Annotated in this window: 23 protein-coding genes; 10 read left to right on the top strand and 13 right to left on the bottom strand. The window is 64.8% G+C overall.

Annotated features, from left to right (window positions below; all coding sequences use genetic code 11):
• The first annotated feature begins 144 nt into the window (after nt 1-144).
• The 7 genes from RXV90_RS10265 (at nt 145) to RXV90_RS10235 (ending at nt 5,425) form a co-directional block, all read left to right on the top strand.
• Nucleotides 145-1,395, top strand: a complete 1,251-nt coding sequence (locus RXV90_RS10265) for an aminotransferase class V-fold PLP-dependent enzyme (RefSeq protein WP_316648554.1) — start codon at nt 145-147, stop codon at nt 1,393-1,395.
• A gap of 37 nt (nt 1,396-1,432) precedes the next feature.
• Nucleotides 1,433-2,395 carry a phosphate acyltransferase gene (locus tag RXV90_RS10260; protein ID WP_316648552.1) on the top strand — a complete coding sequence of 321 codons (963 nt, stop codon included), beginning with the start codon at nt 1,433-1,435 and terminating at the stop codon, nt 2,393-2,395.
• A gap of 108 nt (nt 2,396-2,503) precedes the next feature.
• Nucleotides 2,504-2,956, top strand: coding sequence for a hypothetical protein (locus RXV90_RS10255; RefSeq protein ID WP_316648550.1), 453 nt, complete (start codon nt 2,504-2,506; stop codon nt 2,954-2,956).
• An 11-nt stretch (nt 2,957-2,967) separates the two neighbouring features.
• Nucleotides 2,968-3,549 (top strand): hypothetical protein, encoded by a 582-nt coding sequence (locus RXV90_RS10250; RefSeq protein ID WP_316648549.1) that lies wholly within the window; start codon nt 2,968-2,970, stop codon nt 3,547-3,549.
• Nucleotides 3,546-4,124: an SCO family protein gene (locus RXV90_RS10245; RefSeq protein ID WP_316648548.1), complete on the top strand. Its 579-nt coding sequence runs from the start codon at nt 3,546-3,548 to the stop codon at nt 4,122-4,124. Before RXV90_RS10250 ends, RXV90_RS10245 begins: the two co-directional genes overlap by 4 nt.
• Nucleotides 4,125-4,137: 13 nt before the next feature.
• A complete protein-coding gene (locus tag RXV90_RS10240) occupies nt 4,138-4,599 on the top strand; it encodes a rhodanese-like domain-containing protein (RefSeq protein ID WP_316648547.1) in 462 nt (153 codons plus the stop codon).
• 1 nt (nt 4,600) lies between these two features.
• The gene (locus tag RXV90_RS10235; protein ID WP_316648546.1) at nt 4,601-5,425 is read left to right on the top strand and encodes a CE1 family esterase; all 825 of its coding nucleotides are present in this window, start codon (nt 4,601-4,603) and stop codon (nt 5,423-5,425) included.
• Between the two features lie 7 nt (nt 5,426-5,432).
• On the opposite strand, the gene mdoH is transcribed toward RXV90_RS10235, so the two are convergent.
• The 13 genes from mdoH to RXV90_RS10170 form a co-directional block, all read right to left on the bottom strand.
• A complete protein-coding gene (gene mdoH, locus RXV90_RS10230) occupies nt 5,433-7,340 on the bottom strand; it encodes a glucans biosynthesis glucosyltransferase MdoH (protein ID WP_316648545.1) in 1,908 nt (635 codons plus the stop codon).
• Entirely contained in the window at nt 7,337-8,836 is a 1,500-nt protein-coding gene (locus RXV90_RS10225; protein WP_410482358.1) for a glucan biosynthesis protein, read from the bottom strand. Before RXV90_RS10225 ends, mdoH begins: the two co-directional genes overlap by 4 nt.
• 17 nt (nt 8,837-8,853) lie before the next feature.
• Nucleotides 8,854-10,089 (bottom strand): OpgC family protein, encoded by a 1,236-nt coding sequence (locus tag RXV90_RS10220; RefSeq protein WP_316648684.1) that lies wholly within the window; start codon nt 10,087-10,089, stop codon nt 8,854-8,856.
• A gap of 36 nt (nt 10,090-10,125) precedes the next feature.
• Nucleotides 10,126-11,499: a tetratricopeptide repeat protein gene (locus RXV90_RS10215; RefSeq protein ID WP_316648543.1), complete on the bottom strand. Its 1,374-nt coding sequence runs from the start codon at nt 11,497-11,499 to the stop codon at nt 10,126-10,128.
• A gap of 208 nt (nt 11,500-11,707) precedes the next feature.
• Entirely contained in the window at nt 11,708-12,916 is a 1,209-nt protein-coding gene (locus RXV90_RS10210; RefSeq protein WP_316648542.1) for a CaiB/BaiF CoA transferase family protein, read from the bottom strand.
• Nucleotides 12,900-14,510, bottom strand: a complete 1,611-nt coding sequence (locus RXV90_RS10205) for a thiamine pyrophosphate-binding protein (RefSeq protein WP_316648540.1) — start codon at nt 14,508-14,510, stop codon at nt 12,900-12,902. The genes RXV90_RS10210 and RXV90_RS10205 overlap by 17 nt, the downstream gene beginning before the upstream one ends.
• 25 nt (nt 14,511-14,535) lie before the next feature.
• On the bottom strand, nt 14,536-15,009 hold the full coding sequence (locus tag RXV90_RS10200; RefSeq protein ID WP_316648538.1) for a DUF302 domain-containing protein: 474 nt from the start codon (nt 15,007-15,009) through the stop codon (nt 14,536-14,538).
• A 93-nt stretch (nt 15,010-15,102) separates the two neighbouring features.
• On the bottom strand, nt 15,103-17,094 hold the full coding sequence (locus RXV90_RS10195; protein WP_316648536.1) for a thiamine pyrophosphate-binding protein: 1,992 nt from the start codon (nt 17,092-17,094) through the stop codon (nt 15,103-15,105).
• Nucleotides 17,095-17,111: 17 nt separating this feature from the next.
• Nucleotides 17,112-17,381 carry a hypothetical protein gene (locus tag RXV90_RS10190; protein ID WP_316648535.1) on the bottom strand — a complete coding sequence of 90 codons (270 nt, stop codon included), beginning with the start codon at nt 17,379-17,381 and terminating at the stop codon, nt 17,112-17,114.
• On the bottom strand, nt 17,378-18,139 hold the full coding sequence (locus RXV90_RS10185; RefSeq protein WP_316648534.1) for a hypothetical protein: 762 nt from the start codon (nt 18,137-18,139) through the stop codon (nt 17,378-17,380). Before RXV90_RS10185 ends, RXV90_RS10190 begins: the two co-directional genes overlap by 4 nt.
• Nucleotides 18,136-19,185 carry a Rieske 2Fe-2S domain-containing protein gene (locus RXV90_RS10180; RefSeq protein WP_316648532.1) on the bottom strand — a complete coding sequence of 350 codons (1,050 nt, stop codon included), beginning with the start codon at nt 19,183-19,185 and terminating at the stop codon, nt 18,136-18,138. The genes RXV90_RS10185 and RXV90_RS10180 overlap by 4 nt, the downstream gene beginning before the upstream one ends.
• Before the next feature lie 179 nt (nt 19,186-19,364).
• Complete coding sequence (locus RXV90_RS10175; RefSeq protein WP_316648531.1) at nt 19,365-19,550, bottom strand: hypothetical protein; 186 nt, start codon at nt 19,548-19,550, stop codon at nt 19,365-19,367.
• Nucleotides 19,547-21,151, bottom strand: a complete 1,605-nt coding sequence (locus RXV90_RS10170; protein ID WP_316648530.1) for a glutamate synthase-related protein — start codon at nt 21,149-21,151, stop codon at nt 19,547-19,549. The genes RXV90_RS10175 and RXV90_RS10170 overlap by 4 nt, the downstream gene beginning before the upstream one ends.
• A gap of 672 nt (nt 21,152-21,823) precedes the next feature.
• Between RXV90_RS10170 and RXV90_RS10165 the strand changes: the two genes are divergently transcribed.
• The 3 genes from RXV90_RS10165 to RXV90_RS10155 all read left to right on the top strand — a co-directional run bounded on the left by RXV90_RS10165 (nt 21,824) and on the right by RXV90_RS10155 (nt 25,193).
• Entirely contained in the window at nt 21,824-23,665 is a 1,842-nt protein-coding gene (locus RXV90_RS10165; RefSeq protein ID WP_316648529.1) for a Na/Pi cotransporter family protein, read from the top strand.
• 36 nt (nt 23,666-23,701) lie between these two features.
• Complete coding sequence (locus RXV90_RS10160; RefSeq protein ID WP_316648528.1) at nt 23,702-23,950, top strand: hypothetical protein; 249 nt, start codon at nt 23,702-23,704, stop codon at nt 23,948-23,950.
• Nucleotides 23,951-24,098: 148 nt separating this feature from the next.
• The gene (locus tag RXV90_RS10155; RefSeq protein WP_316648526.1) at nt 24,099-25,193 is read left to right on the top strand and encodes an efflux RND transporter periplasmic adaptor subunit; all 1,095 of its coding nucleotides are present in this window, start codon (nt 24,099-24,101) and stop codon (nt 25,191-25,193) included.
• Nucleotides 25,194-25,197 lie beyond the last annotated feature (4 nt).

Below are 25,197 nucleotides of genomic sequence, written 5' to 3'. Positions count from 1 at the left end.
ACGATCCTGCCGCCCATTCCGCACCCTCTCACGCACACACCCGCAATCCTCACCCGCCCCGCACGCCGGATCAACCTGCATCCGCCTTGACTTCGCCTCCCGCATCGGATCGACCTCGGCCAAACACCAGCCGGACCCTGACCGATGCCCGAAATCACCCCAGAACTCCTGACGCAAATCCGCGACCGTTTTGCCCACGTCGATGCCTGCCCGTTCCAGGGCGAGCGCATCTTCTTCGAGAACGCAGGCGGTGCGCTGACGCTCAGATCGGTGGTCGACACCTCCGCCCGCTTCGCCGCGATCCCCGACAATCAGGGGCGCGACAACCCGGCCTCCCACGCGCTCGTCGAGATCATCGACCGCGCGAAAGCGGATATGGCCGTCTTCTTCAACGCACCGGGCGGCCAGTTCTTCGTCGGCGAAAGCGGCACCGAACTGATCTTCCGCCTGATCTCGGCGGCCTGCCTTGCCCAGGACGGCGGCGTGATCCTCGGCTCCACCCTCGAACACCCCGCTACCCGGTCCGCCGCCGCGCGCTGGTCGGCGGAGGCCGGGATACGCCACGTTCTCATCCCCCATGACGACGCCACCGGTGGGATCGAGGCAGCGGCCTATGCTGCACACATCACTCCCGACACCCGCGTCGCCACGATCATCCACACCTCGCCCGTGACGGGGATGGGCACCGATCTTGTCGCAATCTCGGGCGCGATCCGGGGCGTCGCACCCGACTGCCTGATCATCGTCGACGGGATCCAGCACGCGGCCCACGGCCGGCTCGACCTCGCGGCCTATGGCATCGACGGCTACGTGATCTCGCCCTACAAGGCGTTCTCGCGCCATGGCTACGGCGTGGCCTGGGTTTCCGACCGGCTTGCCGCCCTGCCCCACGATCACCTTCTGAACGCGCCCGGCAATCCCTGGGAACTCGGCACCCGCGATACCGGGGCCTACGCGACGTTCTCGGATGTGGTGGCCTATTTCGACTGGCTCGGGGGTGAGGTCTCCGGCGCCCCGGACCGGCGCGCGCGCCTTGTCGCGGCGGGTGAGGCGATCCATGCCCACGAGGCGCGGCTGACGGACGCCATGCTGCACGGCACGGGAAACCTGAAGGGTCTTGCCGACATGCCGCGAGTGACCGTGATCGGCGGCGTCGACAACCCGCGGCGCGAGGGGCTTGTTTCGCTCACCGTCGATGGTCTCGATGCGCAGGACGTTGTGGCCCGCCTGAATGCGGCGGGCATCCGCACCCATACCCGGAAGGCCGATCACTATTCGGGCAATATCCTCGATCCCCTTGGCCTGCCCTCCTGCGTGCGCGTTTCGATGTGCCACTACAATTCCGAGCGCGAAGTGGCCGCCTTCCTAACCGCCATGGCCGAGATCGCGGAGTAGGCTTGCCCGCGCAGGGCCCGCACCGTAGCGTCCGGCCATGTCGCTGATCGAAGACATTCATGCCCGCGCCCGGGCCGCCCGACGCCGGATCGCGCTGGCAGATGCCGATGATCCGCGCGTGATCGAGGCTGCGCGCGGGGCGCGGGACCAAGGCCTTGCGGACATCATTCTCGTGGGGGCCCGAACCCCGATTCTCGCACAAGGCGACATCTCCGGGTTCGAGATACACGATCCGGCGGACAGCCCGCATGCGTCAGCCCTCGCCGTGGCCTTCGCCGCCCTGCCCCGACACCGCGCGTTCACGGCGGAGAAGGTGGCCCGTGCAATGAGCGATCCCCTCACCTTCGCCGCCATGCTCGTGCGTGCCGGCCATGCCGACGGCACCCTTGCTGGCGCGCGATCGACCAGTTCCGATGTCCTGCGCGCTGCCGCACGTGCGATCGGGCCGGCACCGGGCGCACCGCTGATTTCGTCCTCCTTCCTCATGGTGCGCGAGCGCCCGCTTCTCTTTGCGGATTGCGCACAGACGGTCGAACCAGACGCAGAGGCGCTGGCGGTCATCGCCGCGCAATCCGCCGACACCTACGCCGCGCTTACGGGCGACACACCCGTTGTCGCGCTTCTGAGCTTCTCGACTGCGGGCAGCGCGCGGCACGCCGCCGCCCGGAAAGTGAGCGATGCGGCACGGCTTCTGAAGAATGCGCGACCCGATCTTCTTTCCGACGGAGAACTGCAGCTCGACGCCGCCATAGTTCCCGAGGTCGCCGCGGCAAAGGCGCCGGCATCCCCAGTGGCGGGCCGGGCCAACGTGCTGGTGTTTCCAAGTCTCGAAGCGGGCAACCTCGCCTACAAGACAGCCGAACGCCTGGGCGGCTGGGCCGCCATCGGGCCGATCATGCAAGGGCTCGACCGTCCTGCAAACGATCTGTCCCGCGGCTGTTCGGCCGATGACATTCTGACGATGATCGCGATTACCGCGCTCCAGGCACCTGCCCGCTAAACGGGCATCGTCTCTCATCCGGGGACCAGTACACGGCTCCTGCCGGAAATGTGATCCCCTGGCCGGAAACGGCATGCTAGCGTCGACCTCACCAAAAGGGAGATCTACATGCGCACTGCCCTTGGCCTCATCCTGGGCCTCTCCATCCCGTTTCTGTCCGTCCCTGCGGAGGCCGCCGAGCAGCAGCGGATACGCGGCGAATTCATAGACACATGGTGTTACTTCTCCGGCGTGATGGGCGGCCCCGATGCAGTTCAGGGCACGGCGCACCATACCTGCGCAATCTGGTGTTCTGCAGGCGGTATTCCAGTGGGCCTTCTGGCCGAGGACGGCACCGTCTACATGATCCTGTCGATCAACGGTGACGATCAGTCGGCCTCGGGCGACACGCAACTCGCCCTCGCGGCCCATACCGTGACGGCTGATGCGACCGTCTATCGCCGGGACGGGCTGAACTACATCACGATCGAAAGCATCGTCGAGGACGAGGGGATCATCAACATGACCCACGAGGATTACGGCGTGATCCCGCCCTTCGCCATCCCGGATCCCGCGAAATGAGGCCCGGTTCCATGACACGCACTTCCCTGATTGCCGCCCTCCTTGCCTCTGTTGTCGCGGGTCTTCCTGCCACTGCCCAGGACGGGCCCGACTTCTCCGAAGGATCGGAAGCCAAACCCTGGAACCTTGGCTTCGAACAGCCCGCCTTCTTCAGGGCCAGGGTCGTCGATATGCTGTGCGAGGTTGCGGGCGATTGCGACAGCGCGTGCACGCCTGGCCGCCAGCTTGGCCTGCTCCGCGCCGCAGACGGCGTTCTGACATTCCCGAACAAGAACGGGCAGCCTGCCTTTTCCGGGGCGGCGGTCGAGCTTCTTCCCTTTTGCGGCGAGGAGGTTGAGGTCGACGGTCTTCTGATCGAGGACGATTATGTCGGCGCAACGAATGTCTATCTTGTGCAGACGATCCGACGAGTGGGAGACAGCGAATGGACGAAGGCCAGCCGCTGGACGAAGAACTGGGCCGACGAACATCCCGAGGCAAAGGGCAAGGGTCCGTGGTTTCGCCGCGACCCCCGCGTGCTCTCCCAGATCGCCGAACATGGCTATCTGGGCCTCGGCCTGTCGCATCAAGAGGCCTGGGACATCACGCGATGAGGCTGAATGCCGGGGTCGTCGCAGCCTTTGGTATGTCACTGGCGCTCTGGGCCGTGCAGGGCCATGCGGGGGACAGCCTGCCAGGTGACATCGGCGGCGCCTTCAAGCTGACCAATCAGCACGGCGATCCGCGCAGCGAGGCCGATCCTGACAGCGACGCACAGCTTCTGTTCTTCGGCTACGTGAACTGCCAGGAGATCTGTTCCGCCGCCCTTCCCGCAATGGCCGATGTTTCCGACATTCTCGCGGAGCGCGGGCTCAGGGTCACGCCGGTGCTCGTCACCGTCGATCCGGAACGCGACCGGATCGACACGATGGGCGGGCCGCTCGCCGATCTTCACCCCGGCTTCGTAGGGCTGACGGGAACGGCTGAGGCGCTTCAGGTCGCCTACGATGCCTATGACGTATCTTTCGAGGAGGTGTTTACCGATCCCGAATTCGGGCCGGTCTATTCCCACGGAAGCTTCATCTACCTCCTGGATCCAGGCGGCCGCGTTCTGACGCTGCTCCCCCCGGTGCTCTCCCCGGAACACATGGCCACTATCGTCGCGGCGAACGTGGCAGGGGCGGGCTAGGGCGTTGGCGCGCGTGACACGGCGACAGGCGCTTATCGGGCTCGGCGCGGTTTGCCTTGCGGGGGCTGCAATCTACGTAGGCGGAGGGCGGAACGCCTTCTACAGCTTCCTGGCGGAAGGCACGGATGCCCGTCAGCTGACCGCGCCGGAAGCCTACGAGGCGGCGCGATCCGGCGAGATCCTTCTTGTCGACATTCGCCGCCCCGACGAGTGGGCCGCGACAGGCAGCCCAGAAGGCGGCGTGCGCCTCGATCTCAGGCGCGAGGATTTCATCGAGGAACTGGACAAGCTCGCCAAAGGCCGGCGCGATGCGCCGATCGCGCTGATCTGCGCCCGCGGCGTGCGGTCGGCGCGGCTTACGAACAGGCTGACGGAGGCTGGATTTACCGCCATCATCGACGTGCCGGAAGGAATGCTCGGCTCTGGCGCCGGGCCCGGCTGGATCAAGCGGAACCTGCCTTTGGATCGGAGCTAGCATGCGTTGGATATGGGCACTTGCGGCGGCATTCATCGCCGGCCCCGCGGCTGCGGCATGCAACGGCGCAGAAGGGGCCTGCACCATCTCCTCGGGCGAATATCACATCGATCTTCCAGCAGGCGACGGGCCCTTCCCGGCGCTCGTATTCCTGCACGGTGCGGGCGGGAAGGGAGAGTCGATGGTCCGCATGATGGGCCAGGCGCTCGATCGCGGCTACGCGGTGATCGGCCCTCAGGGGTTGAAACGCCCAGACTCGCGGTTCTCCTCAAGCTGGTCGTTCTTCCCGGGCCGCGAAAAAATACGTGACGAGGCAGCCTTCCTGCGGGAGGTGATCGCGGATGCGAGTGCGAAACACCGGGTCGATCCCGATCGCATCCTTCTTGGCGGGTTTTCCATCGGCGGATCGATGACAACCTACCTCGCCTGCGAGCATCCCGACCTCGCGAAAGGCTTCGCCCCCGTCGCGGGCGGGTTCTGGCGCCCGCATCCCGAGCTTGACGCCTGCGCGGGGCCCGTCGATCTGTTCCACACCCATGGCTGGACGGACGGCACTGTGCCATTGGAGGGCCGCCCGCTTCGCCCCGGGCTCACGCAGGGCGATATCTTTTACACCATGCAAGTCTGGCGCGAGACGAATGGCTGCAACCGGCTCAGGGCCGACAGGTTCGAGATGGATGAGAACTGGTGGCGCCGTGCGTGGGACAGCTGTGACCGGGGATCTCTTGAGCTTGTACTGTTCCCCGGAGGGCACGGCGTCCCAAAGGGCTGGGCCAATATCGCGCTCGACTGGTTCGAGGCGCTGCCGCCGTCGCCCACGCAGTAGCGGCACGTCACTCCGCAGCGATCCGATCCGGCCCCGCCAGGGTGTCGCGCAGCGCGGCGCGATGCGCCCTGGCGCCGCGGATGATCGGCGGCGCGTCGAACACTTCGGGCGTCCCCAGAACCCGCTGGGTCCAGCGGAACCGCGTGAGGCGAAGGCCGGACAGCGCCGAAAGCGGCACCGCACCCAATAGCGAAACGGCCACCGGCAGAAGCCAAAGCGTCACGAGGCCGTGCACCATACCCCCGACGAGGAGGGCACCCACAATCGTCTCGAGCGCGTGGAACTTGATCAGCGTCCCGGGCCCGTAGCGCCCGCCTTGCCGTGGCTGCGGCACCCAACCTTCACGAATGCCAAGTGCCGTGCGGATCACCGCGATGGTCTGCTGCACCATCAGTATCGGCGCATAGAGGATCGACAAAAGGAGTTCTGCAAGAAACGACGCGGCGAACCGCACCGGCCCGCCCACCTCGCTCAGCCGCACACCGGAACGGTGAAGCGCGATAGTCCCCACGAATTTCGGGGCAAGCAGCATCCCGTACATGAAGGCAAGCATGAGCATGTTGTTGAACGAGCTCATCTCGGGCCAGACGACCTGCGGGTTCAGGCCCGAGAAATAGGTGATCACGTTCCGCTCCTGTCCTGCGCCGATAAGCGCCCAGACCGTCAGCAGCGCGAACCACGCGGGCGACAGCATGTAGCTCATCGCCCCGTGAAACATGTGGAACCGGCTGACCGAGTGGAAGCCACGAGTGGTCAGGATGCTCAGATGCTGCAGGTTGCCCTGGCACCAGCGCCGGTCCCGGCGGACATAGTCGATCAGCGTGGCCGGAACCTCTTCATAGCTTCCGCGTATCCGCGGGAGGAACCGCACGCCCCAGCCCGCCCGGCGCAATAGCCCGGCCTCGACGAAATCGTGGCTGAGGATCAGCGCATCCTTCGCGCGGAAGGTGTGAAGCCTGGGCAGCCTCGCCGACGCCGCGAAGGCCGCTGTGCGGATGATCGCATTGTGGCCCCAGTAGTTGCCCTCGCGGTCCGACCATGTCGCGATGCCTTCCGCCAGAACCGCACCATAGATCGTCGAGGCGAACTGCTGCACCCGCCCGAAAACCGTTTCGGCCCCGAAAAGCTGCGGACATGACTGGATCAGGCCGGCGCTTGGATCGCCCGAAAGCTCGTCGGCGAGCGCAATGATCGCCTCGCCCGACATCAGGCTGTCGGCGTCGAGCACCAGCATCGCCTCGTAGCTTCCGCCCCAGCGTTCAACCCAGTCGGCAAGGTTGCCGATCTTCCGGTCGGTGTTCATCGGCCGTCGCCGGTAATGTACCCGGGTGCCGTGCGGCAGCTTGGCCCTGAGCGCGGCGAAGGCGCGAAGCTCCTGTTCCGCAAGCGCCAGGTCGTGCGTATCCGACAGGATGAAGAGCGAGAAGCGGTGCACATGCGGTAGCGCGCTCAGCTCGTCAAGCATCGCCGCGGCATTGCCGAACACGTCCCACGGAATCTCCTGATAGGCGGGCACCAGAAGCGCCACCTCGATCGGCGCGACGGCCGCCTTCGCTTTCGGGGGCGCGGCACCGATAAGGCTCACCAACCCGACGGTCACGTTCGAAACCGCAAGCGAGATCCAGAAGAACGTCACCGCCATCAACCCGATAAGCAGCGCTTCCGGCAGGGACAGCCCGCCCATGGCAAAGAAGTTACCAACGATCACGACCAGAACGAGGGTCGCCAGAAGCGCGGGCAGGAAGGTCACGACCCGCCAGATCGCGGCGCGGCGCCGGCGCGTTAGCCCGGGGGCGGCATTGTCGCGGAACGGCCGCTTGAGATCCTGCCGCGGATGCTGAAGCGGCTTCTCCGGCGGCATGTAAAGCGCGAGCGGCAGAGATGCCTTGGCGGATTCCGCGGATCCCTGCGTCATGGCGCCGTCCAGCGGTATAGCCAGACCTCGGTCTGCGACCGGCCGTCCCGCACCAGTTGCGCGCGCAGTTCCACCGCGGGCGCCTTGCCGGGATCGAAACTGAAAGTCAGGCGCAGCCCGCCTGTCTCGGGATTCTGTTTCAGAACCCCGTCAGACACCTTGCCGCGATTGGAACTCACGTGCTTCACCAGCGTATCGATATCGCCGCGCAGGTTTGGGTGATCGGCGAAATCTATGACGACCAGCGTTTTCGAGCGGTCGAAATTGCCGCCGATCCGCGTGTTCAGAACGGGTGCGACAGCCCGGGGGCGCGGCGGCTCCCCGCCCCACGACATCTGATAGCTGAACCGGTGCGCCATGCCCGAATCGAGCGCCATGCGTGGCCGCCAGTAGGCGACGATGTTGTCATAGATCTCCAGATCCGTCGGGATCTCTACGAGGGTGACGGCCCCGGGCCCCCAATCCTCGCCTGGGGTGATCCACAGCGACGGGCGGTCGTGATACTTCGCCTCGAGATCGCCGAATGCCTCGAAGGCTCTGGAGCGCTGCATCAGACCGAAGCCCGACGGCCCGTCATCCACGAAGCTCGACACCTGAAGCCTGGCGGGGTTGGCAAGAGGGCGCCACAGAAGCTCTCCCGCCCCGTTGTGAATCATGAGACCGTCGCTGTCATGTACAGCCGAGCGGAAATCGTCATGTCCCGCGCGGTTCGTTTCGTCGAAGAAGAACATCGACGTCAGCGGCGCGATGCCCACGTGCTCAAGCGGGATACGCGGATACAACCTGGCGCTCACCTGCATCGTCATCGGCAGGCCCGGGGTTATGGCAAAGCGATAGGCCCCCGCGACCGACGGGCCGTCGAGAAGCGCATGCACCACCATCTGCGGATCACCGGGCGCCGGTGTTTCCAGCCAGAAGCGCGTGAATTCCGGAAACTCTTCGCCCGCCGGTTCCGCCGTGTTGACGGCAAGCCCCCGGGCCGACAGGCCATAGGTCTGGCCCCTGCCGATCCCCCGGAAATAGCTGGCGCCCTGGAACACCGCGAATTCGGTAAAGACACCGGCCTTCTGAAGCGCGGCGCGCAGGCGCAGGCCGGAATAGCCCATCGTCGCGTCCACCGGCAGATCGGGAAACTTGTCGGTCTTGTCGAAAAGCGTCGGGTCGAAGGCGAGCGTCCGGGCCTCGCCATTCTCGATCACGTTGATCTCGACCGCGCGCGGGAAATAGAGGCCGGGGTGAAAGAAATCGATCTTGAAGGGCGCGTCGGTGTCGTTCCAGAGCGCGTTGCGCGGATCGAACCACATCGAGCGGTATTGTTCGTAGGTCAGATCCCGCCAGCCCTGCGGCACCTGCGGGCGGGGCTGATAGGTGGCCATGGAAAGACGCCGCGCCTCCGCCTCCAGCCAGTCTTCCGAAAAGGGCCGCGCCGCGCCCTTGAAAACCGGGTCGGCCCCCGCCCTGGGGGCAAGGGCGGCAGCGGCAAGAACCGCAAGCATCTGACGACGGCCAAGCGTCACGACGGCCGCGCCTTGGGGCGCCACGGCTGGCCCTTGAACCACGCCACGGTGTAGGCCACGACAATCAGGGCCGCGATCCCCACAAAATTCGCAAGCGTTGTGTTCAGCGTCGACCGCCCGGCGACATCAAGCGCGACGCCGAGGATCCGCGCAAAGACCATCGAGAAGACGAAGACCGCAAGCGACTGCTGCCCGACCTTCATGACAACCCGCACAATCCTGTCCCACCAACGCTCAAGCATCCCGTCGCCCGTCGCGATCAGCCGCGCCCCCTGCACGCCGGCGGCGGCCCAGGCGAGGTAGGCGAGCGCGAGAAAATGTACGTAGCGCAGGATCCCGAAATCGGATTTGTTGAACCAGCTCCGGTTTTCGATGCGCCACTCCCGCGCCCAGTCGAAGCCGAACTCTCGCACCCCGATATTCGACAGGGGAATATTTGTAAGAACGATCACCGCCGCCACAGCGATCAGCCAGCCCTTCACCGGCGGCGCCGGGATCCAGCCCCGCATGAACGCAAAGCCGGTGAAGAAGATAAGTTGCCAGCCGAACGGGTTGAAGAACCACTCGCGGTCCGACCACGGCTCTGCGGGGAAATTGATCGCCAGATGCCCGACGCCCAGCCATTCCAGAAGCGCGCTTTGTGCGAAAAGCCAGACGACGGCGACCCCCGCCGCCGTCTGCCAGAGCGAGACATAGGAAAGCGCCATGACCACCGGCATCATGGCGAGGATCACGAGGTACATCGGCAGGATGTCGAAATAGTTCGGCACATAGGTGAGGGTGAATAGGCCCACGAGCTGCGGCCCGGGATCGGCGAAGAACTTCCAGAGGTTCAGCGAGCCGACGTAGTTCTTGTCGAAATCGCCATAGATGTTCAGCGCCGCCATCAGCATCGCGATAGTGAAGAACAGCCCGATATGCGCCCAGTAGACCTGCCAGACCCGGTAGATCACCCGGCCCGTGCCCAGCCGCCAGCCAGAGCGGTCATAGGTTTTTCCGAAGGCAATGGCCGAAGCCATGCCCGAACAGAAGACGAAGATTTCGGTTGCGTCGGAAAAGCCCCAGCGCGCGGGAATCCAGGAGGTGAAGAAGTTCCCCGGCGTATGGGCAAAAAGGATGATGAACATCGCGATCCCGCGGAAGAAATCGAGCCGCGGGTCGCGCAGCGTGCGGTCAGGCACGGCGTGCGACGCCGCGCGCGCCTGTTCCCGTTCCGGCGATGTCGTCACCATGGTCATACTCGTCCGCCCCGCCCAACCAGCTCCTGATCACTCAGCCGGAACCCGGTTCGACCGTGCCGATCCCCGGCGCGCCGCCTCGATCATCGCGCGGCGCGTCATGGCATAGGCGTCATCCGTTCTGGCGCGCCGGGCAGTCCTGTCGTTCAGGATCGCCTCGGTCTGTTCAAGCATTCCTGCGCGAAGACCCGCATCAATCGTAAGGCGCTCGAAGATATCGCGTTGCGCGTGGCTGCCGCCGGCAAGATGCATCTGCCGCCGGGCGCGCGCGAGGTGGGTGAAGGCTGTCCGATAGGCGCCTTCGCCGAAATCCCTCAACCCCGTTGCCGCGGCGACGCCGGGATGTGCCATGCGCGCATCCGCCTCCGAAGCGGAACGGTCCGCATCGTCCTTCAACCGGCGCAGAAGCTTGATGACCGCGTCCTCCCGCCTGTCTCCGATCAACGCCAATAGATAGTGGAGATCGGCGAAGACAAGACTGCCATCTTCCGTTCGCGCCGCAGAAAGATCCGCCAGTTCATTCCAGCGCGCGCCCACATCGACGCCTTCAAGCTCCAGCCGCATCAGAAGCGAGGTCGCATTCGAAATATCCCTGTAGTCGTCGGTCCGCTCCGCCCGGATCAGGGTGTCGTAGAGGGAAAGCACCGTCTCCGTCTCCCCGAGATCGAGGTGCATGAGGGCCTTGTGCCACCACACGTGGAACCGGAAATTGTTGCAATGCGCCCAGGCCGCTTCCCGCCCGCTCAGCCAGTCGATCCCGCCCCGGCTGTCGCCGGTCATGTCATAAACATGGGCCACGGCATGCAGGCCCCAGGCATCGTCAGCCGCAAGTTCAAGCCCAGCACGCCCCGCACGCGCGGCCTCCTGATACTCGCCGGTCTCCTCAAGTGCAAAAGCGTGGCAGCCCAGAAGATAGCCCCGCCCCGGATGATCCGCGTCATAGGCCGGAAGCACGGTTTCGATCGAACGTCGCATCCCTGCCGCATCGCCAAGAACGAACCGGATCGCATGCGAGAGTTTCATTGCCAGCGTATCGCCCGGGTTTTTCGACAGAACCTCGTCAAGCCGGTGCACGGCCAGCGAGGGCCGGCCGGAAAGCCATTCCCCGAGCGCCAGAACAAAGGCGTGCTCACGTGCGCTGACGGCGCCGTCCCGCACCGCGTTCTCTGCCGCCTGCAGGGCCTCCGCCGCGGTCGGCACAAGCTCGCCTCGGCCCAGAAGCATCAGGAACAGCCCTTTCACCGCGTGACCGAGCGCGAAGCCCGGCTCTGCCTCGAGTGTTCGGGCCAGATGCTCCGGGGTCACCGCGCCATGGGCCAGAAAGGCCATCTGCGTGTCGTTCCAGGCGGCCAGGGCCATGGAGGACGCAAGTGTCGTTTCCTGGCGAAAGATATCGGTTTGCATGAGGGTAACGCTGCTTCCGTTTAGGAGGGTCGAGCAAAACGGAATAGGATTGGCTGCTTTGTGTCAAAGGCGGGGGCCCCGATATGACGGACATGTGAGTGAATGCATGAAGTCTGTGATCGTATGTTGCGAAACGCAGCGCGCGGCGGCCATTTCCCGCCCGCGCCAGAACCGATATGCCCGTTTGGATGCCCCTTGAACTCGGCCGTCAGGGCAGCGCGTCGTCGCTGTCGAGCCAGCGCAGAATGCGTTCGCTGTGCTCCCCGAACCGGGGCGGAGGGTGTCGGTAGGTACACGGCGTCTTCGACAGATTCAGGGGGTTGCCGATCAGCTCCACGCCGCTGCGGTCGATATCCTCCCGCGCCATGTCGATGCGCATACCGCGCGCCGCCACCTGATCGGAGGCGAAGACCTGTTCGACCGTGTGAACGGGCCCGACGGGCACCTTCAGCGCTTCGAGGCCGGTCACCACTTCCTCAGAAGCGCGGCGGGAAAGTTCGCCCTCAAGCACCGGGATCAGCCTGTCGCGGTTCTTCACACGCATCGGGTTGGTCGCAAAGTCGGCATCCCGGGCAAGGTCGTCCCGGCCAAGAAACGAACAGAACCTCTGGAACTGGCTGTCATTGCCCACCGCGACGAGGACGTGCCCGTCCGAGGTCGTGAAGGTCTGGTATGGCACGATTGTCGGGTGCTGGTTTCCGCGCCGGGGCCGCGGCCCGCCGGTCGTCAGATGCGCGACACCTTCATTGATCAGCCAGGCCACCTGGCTGTCGACAAGCGAAAGATCGATATGCTGGCCCTGTCCCGTCCTGTCGCGGTGCCGAAGCGAGGCGAGGATGCCGGTCGTCGCGTACATCCCGCACATCACGTCGGCGATGCCCACGCCCACCTTCATCGGCGCGCCGTCCACCTCGCCGGTAAGCGACATGATCCCGCCATAGCCCTGCGCCATCAGGTCATAGCCCGGCTTGTCGCGGTTGGGCCCGGTCTGGCCGAAACCCGAGATCGAGCAATAGATCAGGCCGGGATGCGCGGTAAGAACGCTCTCGTGGTCGAGCCCGTATTTCAGAAGCCCGCCGGGCTTGAAGTTCTCGATGAAGATATCTGCGCGCGCCGCGATCCGTTTGACGGTCGCCTGCCCCTCGGGCGTCGCAATGTCGAGGACAATCGACAGCTTGTTGCGGTTTGCCGACATGAAGTAGCTCGAAAGATCCGTGGGAGCCCCGTCGCATCCCGCCGCGAACGGCGGGCCCCACTGGCGGGTGTCATCGCCCGCGCTTGCCGGATTCTCGATCTTGATCACGGTTGCGCCCAGATCGCCCAGCAGCTGGGTGCAGGTCGGTCCGGCGAGGATGCGCGACAGATCGAGGACAATGACCCCCGCAAGTGGCCCGGCGGCGTCAGATCCGTCCGTCATAGCCTTGCCCCTCGATCTCGGCCGCGATGACGGTGAAGGTCTCCGCCTCGAGCGCCCGCGCAAGCGCGGCCCGCAACTCGTCGCGGTTGCGCACCGTCTCGCCCGCACCGCCGAAGGCCCGGCCGAGGGCCGCGAAATCGTGATGGGCAAAGTCGACGCCCGCATTCTTCAACTGCCGCTGCCGCTGTTTCAATTCGATCAGCGCAAGCGACGCATCGGCGAATACGATGACGATCGGCTTCAATCCAAGCTCTGCGGCCGTTGCCAGTTCCCCGGCGACCATCAGGAACCCGCCATCGCCTGTGAAGGCAACGACCGGGCGATCCGAAGCGGCAAGTGACGCACCCATCGCAAGCGGCAGGGCGCAGCCCATGGTGCAAAGGCCGGTGGATTGCAAAAGCGTCTTCGGGGCCGGGCACCTCCACATCTGGCTTAGCAGGATGCGGTGCGCGCCGGAATCGACGGTGGCCACTGTTTCAGGTGGCAGGACGCGGCGCGCTTCGGCAATCACCGCGCCGGGCCCCCAGGCCTCGTCCTCGGGAAAGGCCCGAGCCAGCGCGGCCTTCAGCGCCGGGATCTCTCCGCCGGGCCAGGTGACGCGCGGCGCAATTCCGGCCGCCATCGCCTTGAGCGCCGCCCCGGTATGGCCGATTACCGACAGCGTGGCCTGGTGCATGTAATGGGTGTTCGGCGCCGCATGAATGTCGATGACCGCCTGCTGCGCCGGATCCCAGATTTCGCGCCAGCCCGTCCGCATCTCGATCGGATCGTAGCCTACGCAAAGGATCAGATCGGCACCGCTGACAAATGGAACGAGGTGCCGGTCCGCAAGCGGCGACAATCCCGCACCGCCCAAGGCAAGGGGATGCGCTTCGTCCAGCACGCCCTTCGCCTTGTACGTCGTGATCACCGGGATGCTGAACGCCTCGGCGAAAGACTGGACATCGCCCGCGGCTCCATCCTTGAGAACATCGAGCCCCACGATCATCACCGGGCGTTCCGCCGCCGCTAGATAGGCGCGCATCCTCTCCAGAACCTCGCCCGAGGGCACGACGGGCGCTGGCGGGATGCGGCGCCGGGTGCCCGATACCGCCGTTGCATCGGCGACCGAAATCGGCACATCGATCAGAACCGGCCCCTCGCGCGGATCGGTCGCGATGGCAAGCGCCTTGTCGGCAATCGTATCTGCCCCCTCGGCCGTCAACGTGAAGGTCGCCTTCGTGATGGGTGCCAGAACGGCGCGGTGATCAAGCACCTGATGGGTATAGGTCAGCGCCTCGTCGGCATCGATGCAGCCCGACAGGACGATCAGCGGCACCCTGTCCTGTTCGGCATTGGCCACCACGTTGACCGCGTTCATCAGTCCCGGCCCCACCGTGCTCACAAGGATCGGTGGCGCCCCGTCCATGTGATGTGCACCCTCGGCCAGGAAGCCCCCGGCATTCTCGTGCTTGATCAGGTGAAACGCGATCCCCGCACGCTCCAGAGCGTCGAGAAGCGTCAGAACCTCGCCGCCGGGCATCCCGAATGCGTGGCGGCATCCAGCCTCGTAGAGACGTCGGGCCAGAATGTCGGCGGCGCGGTCTTGCTGCATGTCTCTTCCTCCCGCCCTCGTTTTGTCAGCGGGTCGCGTCCAAGGCAATCGCCTCGAAGATCGCGTCAAGCCGGGCGGCGGCATCGGCAAGCTCCGCCCCACCTTCATCGGCATAAGGCGCGGAGACGAAAGAGGGCAGCTTGTAGCTTAGCGTCGCGGTCCCATCGGCGTTCTCGGTAAGGTACATCCGCATCGGGGCCTCGATCATGGCAGCGGTCGAAAGCCGCAGGATCTCGACTGCAAACTGGTTGTTGAAAAGTCCCAGCACGCGGTTTTCGGGGATCTCGATCCCCCGTGCCTTCGCCGCCTTCGTCGGCCCGGCCTGGGTGACGATGATCATCTTGTTCGCCTTGGCCGCTGCCGTGAGGTTCTGAAGAAGCGCGTCGAAGGCCCGTTCGGTCGGATAAACCTTCCAGCCTTCGCGCGGCGCCATGTCCTCGTCCGCGAACGCCGGAATACCCGCAAGCAGGACGAACAGAAACGTCACGATACGTGCCATGTGCTTTCCCTCCCCGAGAGTCTCCGTCCGGCAATGCCCGGAAACCGCCCCCCCGGCAAATCACGATGAAGACAGGCGAGAGTGCCCTTCGCGCTAGACGAGCTCCGCATCCGTCATGACTTCCAGAAGCGCCGGGCCCTTCGCGGCCAGCGCCTCTTCCATCGCCGCAGCGAGCTCGCCGGGCTGCGTCACCTTGAGACCGGTGCCGCCGCACAGCCGGGCGAAGGCGGCGAAGGAAGGATTCACCAGATCGGTTTCCCACACCGGCCATTCCCCGGCCTTCTGCTCTTTCGAGATCTTTCCGAGCTGGCCGTTGTGCAGCAGGATATGCGTGATGTTCATCCCGTATTTGACGGCTGTCGTGAACTCCATCGGGTATTGCCCGAACCCGCCATCACCCGAAATCCCGATAACCTTGCGGCCCTTCAGATGCACGAAATCCTGCGTCGCGGCCCAGGCCCCCATGGCGGCGGGAAAGCCGAAGCCGATCGAGCCCAGATAGCCCGACATCAGCACCCGCTGGCTGCCCTTCGTCTCAAGATACCGTCCGAAGGAATAGGTGTTGTTGCCCACATCGACGGCGAAGATCGCGTCCTCAGGCGCAAGCCGGCTCAGTTCCGCGAAGACCGCCGCCGAGGCGATGCCTTGCCCGAGATCCTCGGTCAGCCGCGTGGCCTTTTCCTCACGCCAGAACGCCCACCGTTCGGCCAGTTCCGCCACGGCGTTCGCTGCACCCTCGGGCCGTTCAATCCGCGAGGTGACGGCATCGCAGAACGCCCCGATCTCGCCCCAGACCGGCAGGGTGACGGAATGGAACTTGCCCAGTTGCATCCGGTCGGTATCGACCTGGATCGTCGGTTTCCCCGGATCGATCCCGGTATGGTTCGAGAACGATGTACCAAGGCAGATCATCAAATCGGTCTCGTTCATGAACCAGCTTGCGATCGGCGTGCCGGACCGCCCCAGAACGCCGGCGGCATTCGGGTGATCGTCGGGAATGATGCCCTTGGCCTTGAAGGTCGTCAGAATCGGCGCGCCAAGCGCCTCGGCAAGCGCAATGGCCTTTTCGCGCACTTCCCATGCCCCGTGCCCCAGCACGATGCAGGGCCGTTTCGCCCCGTTCATCAGTGCAACCGCCGCATTCAGATCCTCGGAGTCGGGATGCACAACGCTGCGTCCGACGCGGCCTTCAGGACCGCGCGCGGAAGCATCGCTCGGCAAGGTCTGCATGTCATCGGGGAAGATCAGATGCGCAACGTCCTGTTCGACGATCGCACTCTTGCACGCCAGCGACATCAGTTCGGCGTGGTTCGACGTGCTCAGAACGGTCTGGGAGAACCGCGTCGCCGCCTCGAAGGCCGACGCCAGATCGATATCCTGAAACGCCCTAGGCCCGAAGACCTGGGTCTGCACCTGCCCGGTCAGCGCCAGAAGCGGTGCCCTGTCCACCTTCGCGTCCCAAAGCCCGGTCAGAAGGTTCGTGGCCCCGGGCCCCGCGATGGTCAGACAGGCAGCGGGATGCCCCGTCAGCTTGCCATAGGCGGAAGCGGCGAAGGCCGCCGCCCCTTCGTGGCGGATCCCGACATAGCGCATCTCACCATCGCCCACCCGGCGGCGGATCGCGTCGGCCAGCCCAAGATTCGAGTGCCCGACCATGCCGAAGACATGGCGGACGCCCCAATTCACCATCGTCTCCGCCATCACATCGGTCGCGGTGCGGGTATGCGGGGCCTCGGGCTCGAGGCCCACGAAGATCTCACCACTCCGGATGTCGAGCGGATAGATCCTTTGCCCGGAATCCTCGTGGCCACCGGGCGGCTTCCCGGTCAGCGGATCGAAATCCCACCCATGCCAGGGGCAGCGGATCCAGCATTTGCCTTCCACGCCCTTCTCGATCGATCCTTCCCCCAGCGGCCCCCGCTGGTGCGGGCAATGGTTGTCCATCGCCGCCCACTGCCCTTCGAAATGCGACAGGCAGATCGATACGGTGCGCGCGGTCACCGTCTTCACCCGGCCCTCCGGCAGGTCGTCGACATGGGCAACGCGGATCCAGTCCAGCGCCTCTGGCTCGGAAACGTCGGGCATAGGCGGAAACTCCTGTGTCAGTCGGTGTCGCCGGGCGACAGCAAGTCGAAGATCTTCTGCAAGCCGGTCAGAATCAGGACAGAGCCGAGGGCCCAGACCAGCAGCTCATAGGGTGCAAGTGGCGTGCCGCGCAGCCATTGGGCAAGCAACCCGCCCTGCGGGCGCAAGGCCGTGAAGCCGAGAAGCCCCTCGTTGCCCCAGAGGCGGAAACCCCAGAAGCGAGAGACATAGAACAGGGCAAAGCCCACCAACAGAACCACCACAAGCGTCAGGATCCGCCGCATCATGGCAGCACCACGGCCGTCTCGGGCTCCATCGCGAAGACCAGAAGATCGCCATGCCGGGTGATCCGGCCTTCGATCTGGATGTAAAGCGCCATCAGGTCATAGATTTCCTCGGGCAGATCAGAGCCATCGGGACCCGCTATCATCAGAAACTCCGTCCCCTCGACAGGCTGGGACGATACGAAGACCGGCGGCACACCACCCAGGATGCACAGGTTCGCGCAAGCCTTGTGGGCAAGGCCACGGCCGGGGCGCATCGCGCCCGCGAGGCATTTGCCGTCACAGATCTCCCCGGCAAGCTTCCAGCGGCCAAGGTCCTCGGCCACGGGGACCTCTCCTGTCCCGTCAAGCGTCTTCATCCCGTTGTTGCCGCCCCTGAGCTGCAACATGTCCATTGTGCCGCGTTCGAGAATGACACCCGAAACTTCCACGAGCTGACCGTGAACCGCGCCCGGGCGTTCCATCACACCGTTCTTGCCCTGGCCGGACATCATGAGCGTTCGGCCCGCGGGGATCCGTTCGTTTCCTTCTGTCACGTGAAGGATCGGCAACGGCGTCAATTCGATTACCCCTGATACCGTCTGCCGCCCGTAATCGAAACGAAGTGCGGCGGTCCCCGGATCGTCCTGCGTCGTGCCGATCCAGTAGGCTAAGGCACCGCCCGCCACAATGAGCCCTGCAACCGTTACCGCAAGGAAAATGCGCAAGCCCGAGGGAACCGGAAGATAGCCGACGAAGAAGGGATGTTCCTTGCGCTTCATGCGTTGTCCTCCCGGACCGGCGCCACCACCGGCTCGACATAGGTGCCCGGCGGATTGGCCTCGGGGTTCACGAAGACGACGCCGTTCTCAAGCTTCAGCCCGTAAGTCGGGATCGTCTCGGTAAACGGTGCGGGCGAGCGCCCGTCGGTCACGTTGTACTGAAACCCGTGCCAGGGGCAGGTCACGAGACAGTCGACGATCCGCCCCTCGCCGAGGGGCCCGTTCTGATGCGCACAGGCATTGGCAATCGCGCTCAACCGGTCGCCATCCCGGAACACCGCCACGCGGTCGCCATTCGGAAGAAGCGCGATGCGCGCCCGGCCATCCTCGATCTCGCCGGCGGGGCAGAGCGGCACCCACGCCGCAGCGGCAGGTGGGTTCGCACGTTCCTTCAGCCCGGCCGCAAGATGCAGGCCCGCCACAAGCGCGGCACTGCCGATCACGATCACGGTGAAACCCTGGTGGTCCTGGTCCAGAAGCGTGCCCAGCATCACGTGGCCCACCACCCCCACATAGGCGGGGTAGATAAGGTAATGCAGCGCCTTCCACAGCGGCGGCGTCAGGAATTTCATCCAGAAGTCATGGCTGGTGGCCGCGAGGACCAGAAGACTGAGAAGCGCGAACACTCCCAGTGCTTCGAACGGAAAGCCCGCCATCTGCCCGAAGCTTGTGTTCGAGGACAACACTGCCTCGAACTGGTCCACAGGTGAGAAGGCGAAATACCAGTTCAGGATGAAGTAGGCATGGCTTACTGCGACAACCGCCGTCAGTACCCCGAAATGCCGCCGGTTGTAGAGAAGCGGCAGAAACCGCCGGTCGAGCCGTGCGAGGGGCCCTGTGCAGAGGATCACGGTCATCATCAGGAAGGCGCAGGCACCGAAGGCCCGCGCATTGTGGATCTGCGGGGTGATCGGGCGTTCGTGGCTGAGGATTCCGGGGGCCAGATCGACGAACACCCAGAGGAAAAGCCCGGTTCCCGCGACAAGAGCCGCGTCATAGCCCCATTTGAAGCGGTTCCATTGAACGGGGATGTATTTGACGCTCATCGGGCCGCCTCGCTCACGTGCTCGGGCGCTATGCTCTCCGGCCATTCCTGACGCGCGGCCAGGCCCGCGATCACCGCGATCAGAAGTGCGGCGGACATGAGAACCGCCACCGGCAGGTGCACGGCACGCGGAGGGCGATACCTGTCGGCCCAGCGATCGGCCTTCGTTTCCAGCCGGACTCAGCGCCAAAGCACGAGAGGCCAGATCAGAAGCACCCCGGGCACCAGCAGCGGACGGAACGCATAGGCGCCCCGCGCATCCTCATCCACCCGGTCGATCCCGAAGAGAAGAAAGACCGCGGCGACGACGGCACCGAGGATCAGCCACCACTCCGCGATGCCGACAAGAAGCGCGGCCCCGCTCATGCGACACCACCGTAGCGGATCCCTGTCAGATCGCTCATGTCCTTCTTCCAGGTGGTCAGATCGTCGATGGTGAACTTCGACAGGTGATCATGCCCGCAGGCCCGCGCCATGAGTTGCATGAGTTCCTTGCTGGCAGTGAAGAAATTCGCGAGCCGCTCGGCCGATTTCTCGATCACCAGACGGCTCACCAAATGCGGCTTCTGCGTTGCGATCCCCACCGGGCAGGCGTTGGTGTGGCAAGCACGCATGGCGATGCACCCGATCGCCTGCATCGCGGAATTCGACACGGCGATCGCATCGGCACCAAGCGCCATCGCCTTGATGAAATCCGCCGCGGTGCGAAGCCCTCCGGTGATGACAAGGGGCACGTCTCCACGCTCCAGCCGGTCAAGGTGCGCACGTGCGCGCGCCAGCGCCGGGATCGTCGGCACCGAAATGTTGTCGCGGAAAAGCGTGGGCGCCGCCCCCGTACCGCCGCCGCGCCCGTCGAGGATGATGTAATCCACCCCGACCTCCAGTGCGGCATCGATATCCCGCTCGATATGCTGGGCCGACAGCTTGTAGCCGATCGGAATGCCCCCGGTCCTGTCCCGCACCTGATCTGCGAAATCGCGGATCTGGTCAGGATCCGTCCACTCCGGGAACCGCGCGGGGGATATGGCATCCTCGCCCTCATCAAGCCCGCGCACCTCGGCGATCCGCGACGTAACCTTGTGGCCCGGCAGGTGCCCGCCGGTCCCGGTTTTCGCCCCCTGCCCGCCCTTGAAGTGAAACGCCTGCACGCGGTCGAGCTTGTCCCAGGAAAAGCCGAACCGCCCCGAGGCAAGTTCGTAGAAATAGCGGCTGTTGTCCTTCTGCTCCTCCTCCATCATCCCACCTTCGCCTGAACAGATGCCTGTCCCCGCTTTCTCGGCCCCCTGCGCCAGTGCGCGTTTCGCGGGCTCCGATAAAGCGCCGAACGACATGTCGGAAACGAAAAGCGGGATCTCGAGGCGCAAGGGCTTCTGCGCATTGGGCCCGATGATCACGTCGGTGCCCACCGTCACATCCTCAAGCAGCGGCGGGGTGGCGAGTTGCGCGGTCAGAACCTGGATATCGTCCCAGGTCGGCAGATCGTCCCTCGGCACCCCCATCGAGGCCATTTCGCCATGGTGCCCGTTCTTCAGCCCGTTCCGTGCCAGCGCCTGGATCGCCGCGTTCGCCGGCTCCTCCGCCGTACCATGGGATGTATCCGCGTAAAGCCCGAGATAGGCCTTGCGGTTGAAGGGCTGCGGGTTCTCCTTCGCCCAGGCACCGATCTCGTCTTCATCGACGAGTACGTCGCCTCCTTCGACCCATGCGGTGAAGCGCGGCAATGCCTCGTCGTTGGCGTATTCCGATACGCCCGTGTCCAGCCGGTAATCCCAGTTGTGCACCGGGCAGATCAGGTTCTGCCCCCGCACATATCCATCCGCCATAAGCGCACCGCGGTGCAGGCAGCGGCCGTAGTAGACGCGCACGTCTTCGTCGAAGCGCACGACCACCAGATCGACCTCGCCAACAAGCGCATAAGCCGGTTCCCTGTCCTTCAGATCATCGTATATCGCCACGCTGACGGCCATGCCGATCGTCCTTCCCGGGTCAGATTGCCCCAAAATTTCCGCCGAGCCTTCGGTCTCTCCAATGCCGATGGCCCGGGGATCTTCACGCTAATGCACAGAAGACAAACGAAATCGTTTCGCCAAGGCAACTCCTTCGGCCCTCAGAACACGTCCAAGTCACGATGGTGTGCGCTCAGGCCTTCGTGAGAAATGTAACGAACCCGCACCGACGGCAGGCTGCACGCGGCCGCCGGGCTCCGCCGCACGAGGCCACGATCGCGGGCCCCCTCGGGGCGCGCGCGGCACGGCGTCGCGTGAATTCCCCGATGGTTTTATGGCCCGATCCATCTTCCGGAGGCGGACTGCCCGCTGAACGGAGGAGCAAGCACTTCCACCGCGGCGTGCGTTGCCGGAAAAGCGACGCCGCGCGCCCGATCACGTGGACGCCGGCGCAGAATGCCCTTGTCCGCCGCACAACCTGTAAAGAAACACCCTGGAAATATTACGAATGGCTCCGCCGAAACGCCCGGCCCGGCCGCTCGCCAGCCTTCCGCATCTCCGTCCTGATCGGATTCGCCGCAGAAACCCCGCTTGCACCGGCCTCCGCCCTTGCCGACACTGGTAAAAGGCGGATTGAACGAGAAGGGCCCGGTCTTCCGCCTCAGACGAGGGGGCAACGGAACGGCAATCTGAATGCGCAGATATCTTCTTCCGGTCGCGATCGCCGCGCTTCTTCTGGCCTTCTGGCTGAGCCCTGAGGCGCGGGAAGTCTCTGCGGGCGTCGCGATCTTCCTGTTCGGGATGCTGATGCTCGAAGATGGCTTCAAACTCTTCGCGGGCGGCGCGCTGGAGAGGATGCTGGAACGCGCGACCCGCTCCACCGCGCGATCGCTACTGTTCGGCATCATCTCGACGACGCTTCTGCAATCAAGCTCCCTCGTCTCCGTCATCACGATCTCATTCCTGAGCGCGGGGCTCATCTCGCTGACCGGCGGCGTCGGCATCATCTTCGGCGCGAATATCGGGACGACCACGGGCGCCTGGCTCGTCGCCGGGCTGGGATTGAAGGTAGATATCGCTGCCTACGCCATGCCCATGATCGCAATCGGCATCGTTCTGGTATTCCAGAAACCCAAACCTCTGCGTGGGATCGGCTACGCGCTTGGCGGCCTCGGGTTCCTTTTCCTAGGGATCCATCACATGAAGCTCGGCTTCGAAAGTTTCAGGGATCAGATCGATCTTCTGCGCTTCGCGCTGCCGGGGCTTCTGGGGCTCTTGGTCTACACGCTCCTCGGCGCGGGTGCGACGGTCATCATGCAATCGAGCCACGCAACGATGGTTCTGATCCTCGCCGCCCTCGCCGCCGGGCAGATCACCTATGAAAACGCCCTCGCGCTCGCGATCGGCGCAAACATCGGCACGACGGTTACCGCCATCATCGGATCACTCGGGGCGAACTTCCAGGGCCGGCGGCTTGCACTTGCGCATCTGGTGTTCAACGTCGCAACCGCCGCCGTGGCGCTTGTCTTCATCTCTCCCCTTCGGCTCGCGGTCGACGGGATCAGCGAAGCCGTAGGTGTTGCGGCGGGCGACTACGCCCTCAAGCTCGCGGTGTTCCACACGCTCTTCAACCTCCTGGGCGTCCTCCTGATGCTGCCTCTGCTGAACCGCCTGATCGCCATCCTCGAACGCCGGATACCTGAACCTGTTCCGGACGTAAGCCGCCCACGCTACCTGACGCAGGCGGTCGACGCCTTTCCGCAGGCACTGGAGGGTGCGCTTCGCAAGGAAGTGCTTCACCTTTACGACAATGCATCCGAAGTGATCCTGAGCGCCCTCAACCTCGATCCCGATGCCGTTTTCGCCAGCACCGATCTTTCGCGAACCGTCCGGCAAAGCCGCCGCGCGGTCGATATCAATGTTGACGAAGCATACGAAAAGCGGATCAAGACACTCTACTCCGCGATCTTCGAATTCACCACGCGGGTCGGAGAGAACCGGGCATCCGCCGAGATCGCCGAAAGCATCTCGACCCTGCGCAACGTCTCAAGCGACATCGTGCGCGCAGTAAAATCCGTCAAACACCTCCGCAAGAATGTGCTGCGCTACGGCACCCGGCCACAGGGCAAAGTGACCGAGCTTTACGATGGGCTCCGCCTGGAACTTGCGCAAATCCTCAAGGAGATCCGCAAGCTGGAACTCTCCGATCCCGCCGATCGCAGCATTCTCTGGCTCGACCAGGAGCGCGCGAAGGTAGAGGAGGACGCACGCCTGACGACCCGCCGTGTCGAAACGCTGCTTCACGACGGCATGATCTCCCCCGCTGCAGCGACCTCGTTTCTGACCGACACGGGCTATGCCTACGGGGCAATGCGCGATCTGATCGAGGCCGCACGCGGCACCTATGCCGAACGCGACACGGGTATGGCGGAGGTGGAGAAGATGCTCGCCCTCGACGAGGATGAACTGCAGGACATGGCCCCCGGCGAAAAGGGCAAGATCCGGCGTCACGAAACAGTCGCGGACGGCACGTAGCATGAGCAGGGCACCCAACCGATCGGAGCTGGCATAATGGGGTTGAAGAAACTGGCCGCAAAGGTCGCCGACTACAACGCGCGGCTGGATCGCGGCGCGGCGGGCAAGATCAAGCCGGGCCACGTCAGGAAGGTGCTCCGGAAACTGACCCGAAAATCGGAAGAGCTTGAACAAGAGATCGCGGCCACGACCGATCCCGATAGGAAAGCCAGCCTTGCAATCAAGCTTGACGTCGCGCGGCAGCATATCGAACGGGCGAAGTGGCTGCTCGAACAGCTCGACTGACAGCCCCCCCGCCTTGCGGCATTCGCAAGAAGGCAGGGCCGAAGGGAAGGTTATTCGCTGCTGATCCTTGCGGAAACACCCGCTATGCTCGGCCGAGATCGATACGCGTGAGAGGTGTCGCGCGCTCGGGCGGCGAAGGAGAGACGCCATGAAACCCTTGTTGATCCTGCCCATCTGCCTTCTGACCCTTGCCGCGTGTAGGGAGGAGGCCGCGCCGGAGCCAAACATCGTGCGCGGCATGAAATCCCATCTCGTCACCGCAAGCCCCAACGTCGAGATGCGGCGCTTCCCGGCCGTGCTCGAGCCGTCAGAAATCACTGCCCTCTCGTTTGAGGCCGCCGGATCGCTCGAAGCGGTCAACCTTTCCGTTGGCCAGCGCGTCGCGGCAGGCGAAACGCTGGCGACCCTCGACAAAACGACGCTCGAACTTCAGGTCGCCTCCGCCGAGGCTGGCGTTGACCAGGCACGATCGAACGCGCGGAACGCCGACGACACGCTTGCACGCCAGCGCGCCCTCCTCGAAAGCGGCACCGTCACCCGCGCGGCGGTCGAGCAGGCCGAAGTGCAGGCCGACGCCGCAGCCGCACAGCTTGTCCAAGCAGAGAAATCTCTGGAAACGGCGCGCGAGAACCTGGGCAAGGCGGAACTCACCGCGCCCTACGACGGCATCATCAGCACGGTCGAGGCCACCTCCTTCGCGACCGTCGGCGCAGGAAGCCCGATCGCCACAATGTATCCCGACGACAGTTTCGAGGTTTCATTTTCGGTCAATTTCGACACGGTGGGCCAGCTCGTCGTCGGCACACCTGCCCGTGTACGCCTTGCTGACCGGCCGGACACCACCCTATCCGCTGTCGTGTCCGAAATCGGTGCGCGCGCCGATGCGGTATCGAGCTTTCCCATCGTCCTTTCCCTCACAGAAACACACCCGGTGATCCGCGCGGGAATGGCCGTCGAAGCGGCGATCATCCTGCCCGCCCCAAGGGCCGACGGCTTTGCCATCCCCCTGAGCGCGGTGATCCGAGACGGACGGGTCGAGGGTGACGGAGACGGGATCATGAGTGTCTATGTCTTCGACCCCGACACCTCCCGCGTCGCACGGCGCGACGTCACCGTTGGCGGGATCCGCGAGAATATGATCGTCGTCCTCGACGGCCTGAATGAGGGCGATCGGATCGCCTCCGCCGGTGTCTCCTTCCTGAAGGACGGGCAGGAGGTGCGCCTCCTCGACGCCGGGGAATAGGGGC

The sequence above is a fragment of the Ovoidimarina sediminis genome (genome assembly GCF_032586175.1).
GTDB classification, from domain to species: Bacteria; Pseudomonadota; Alphaproteobacteria; order Rhodobacterales; family Rhodobacteraceae; genus Ovoidimarina; species Ovoidimarina sediminis.
Note: the sequence above shows the minus strand (reverse complement) of the source record. Positions and strands in the feature narration are given on the sequence as shown.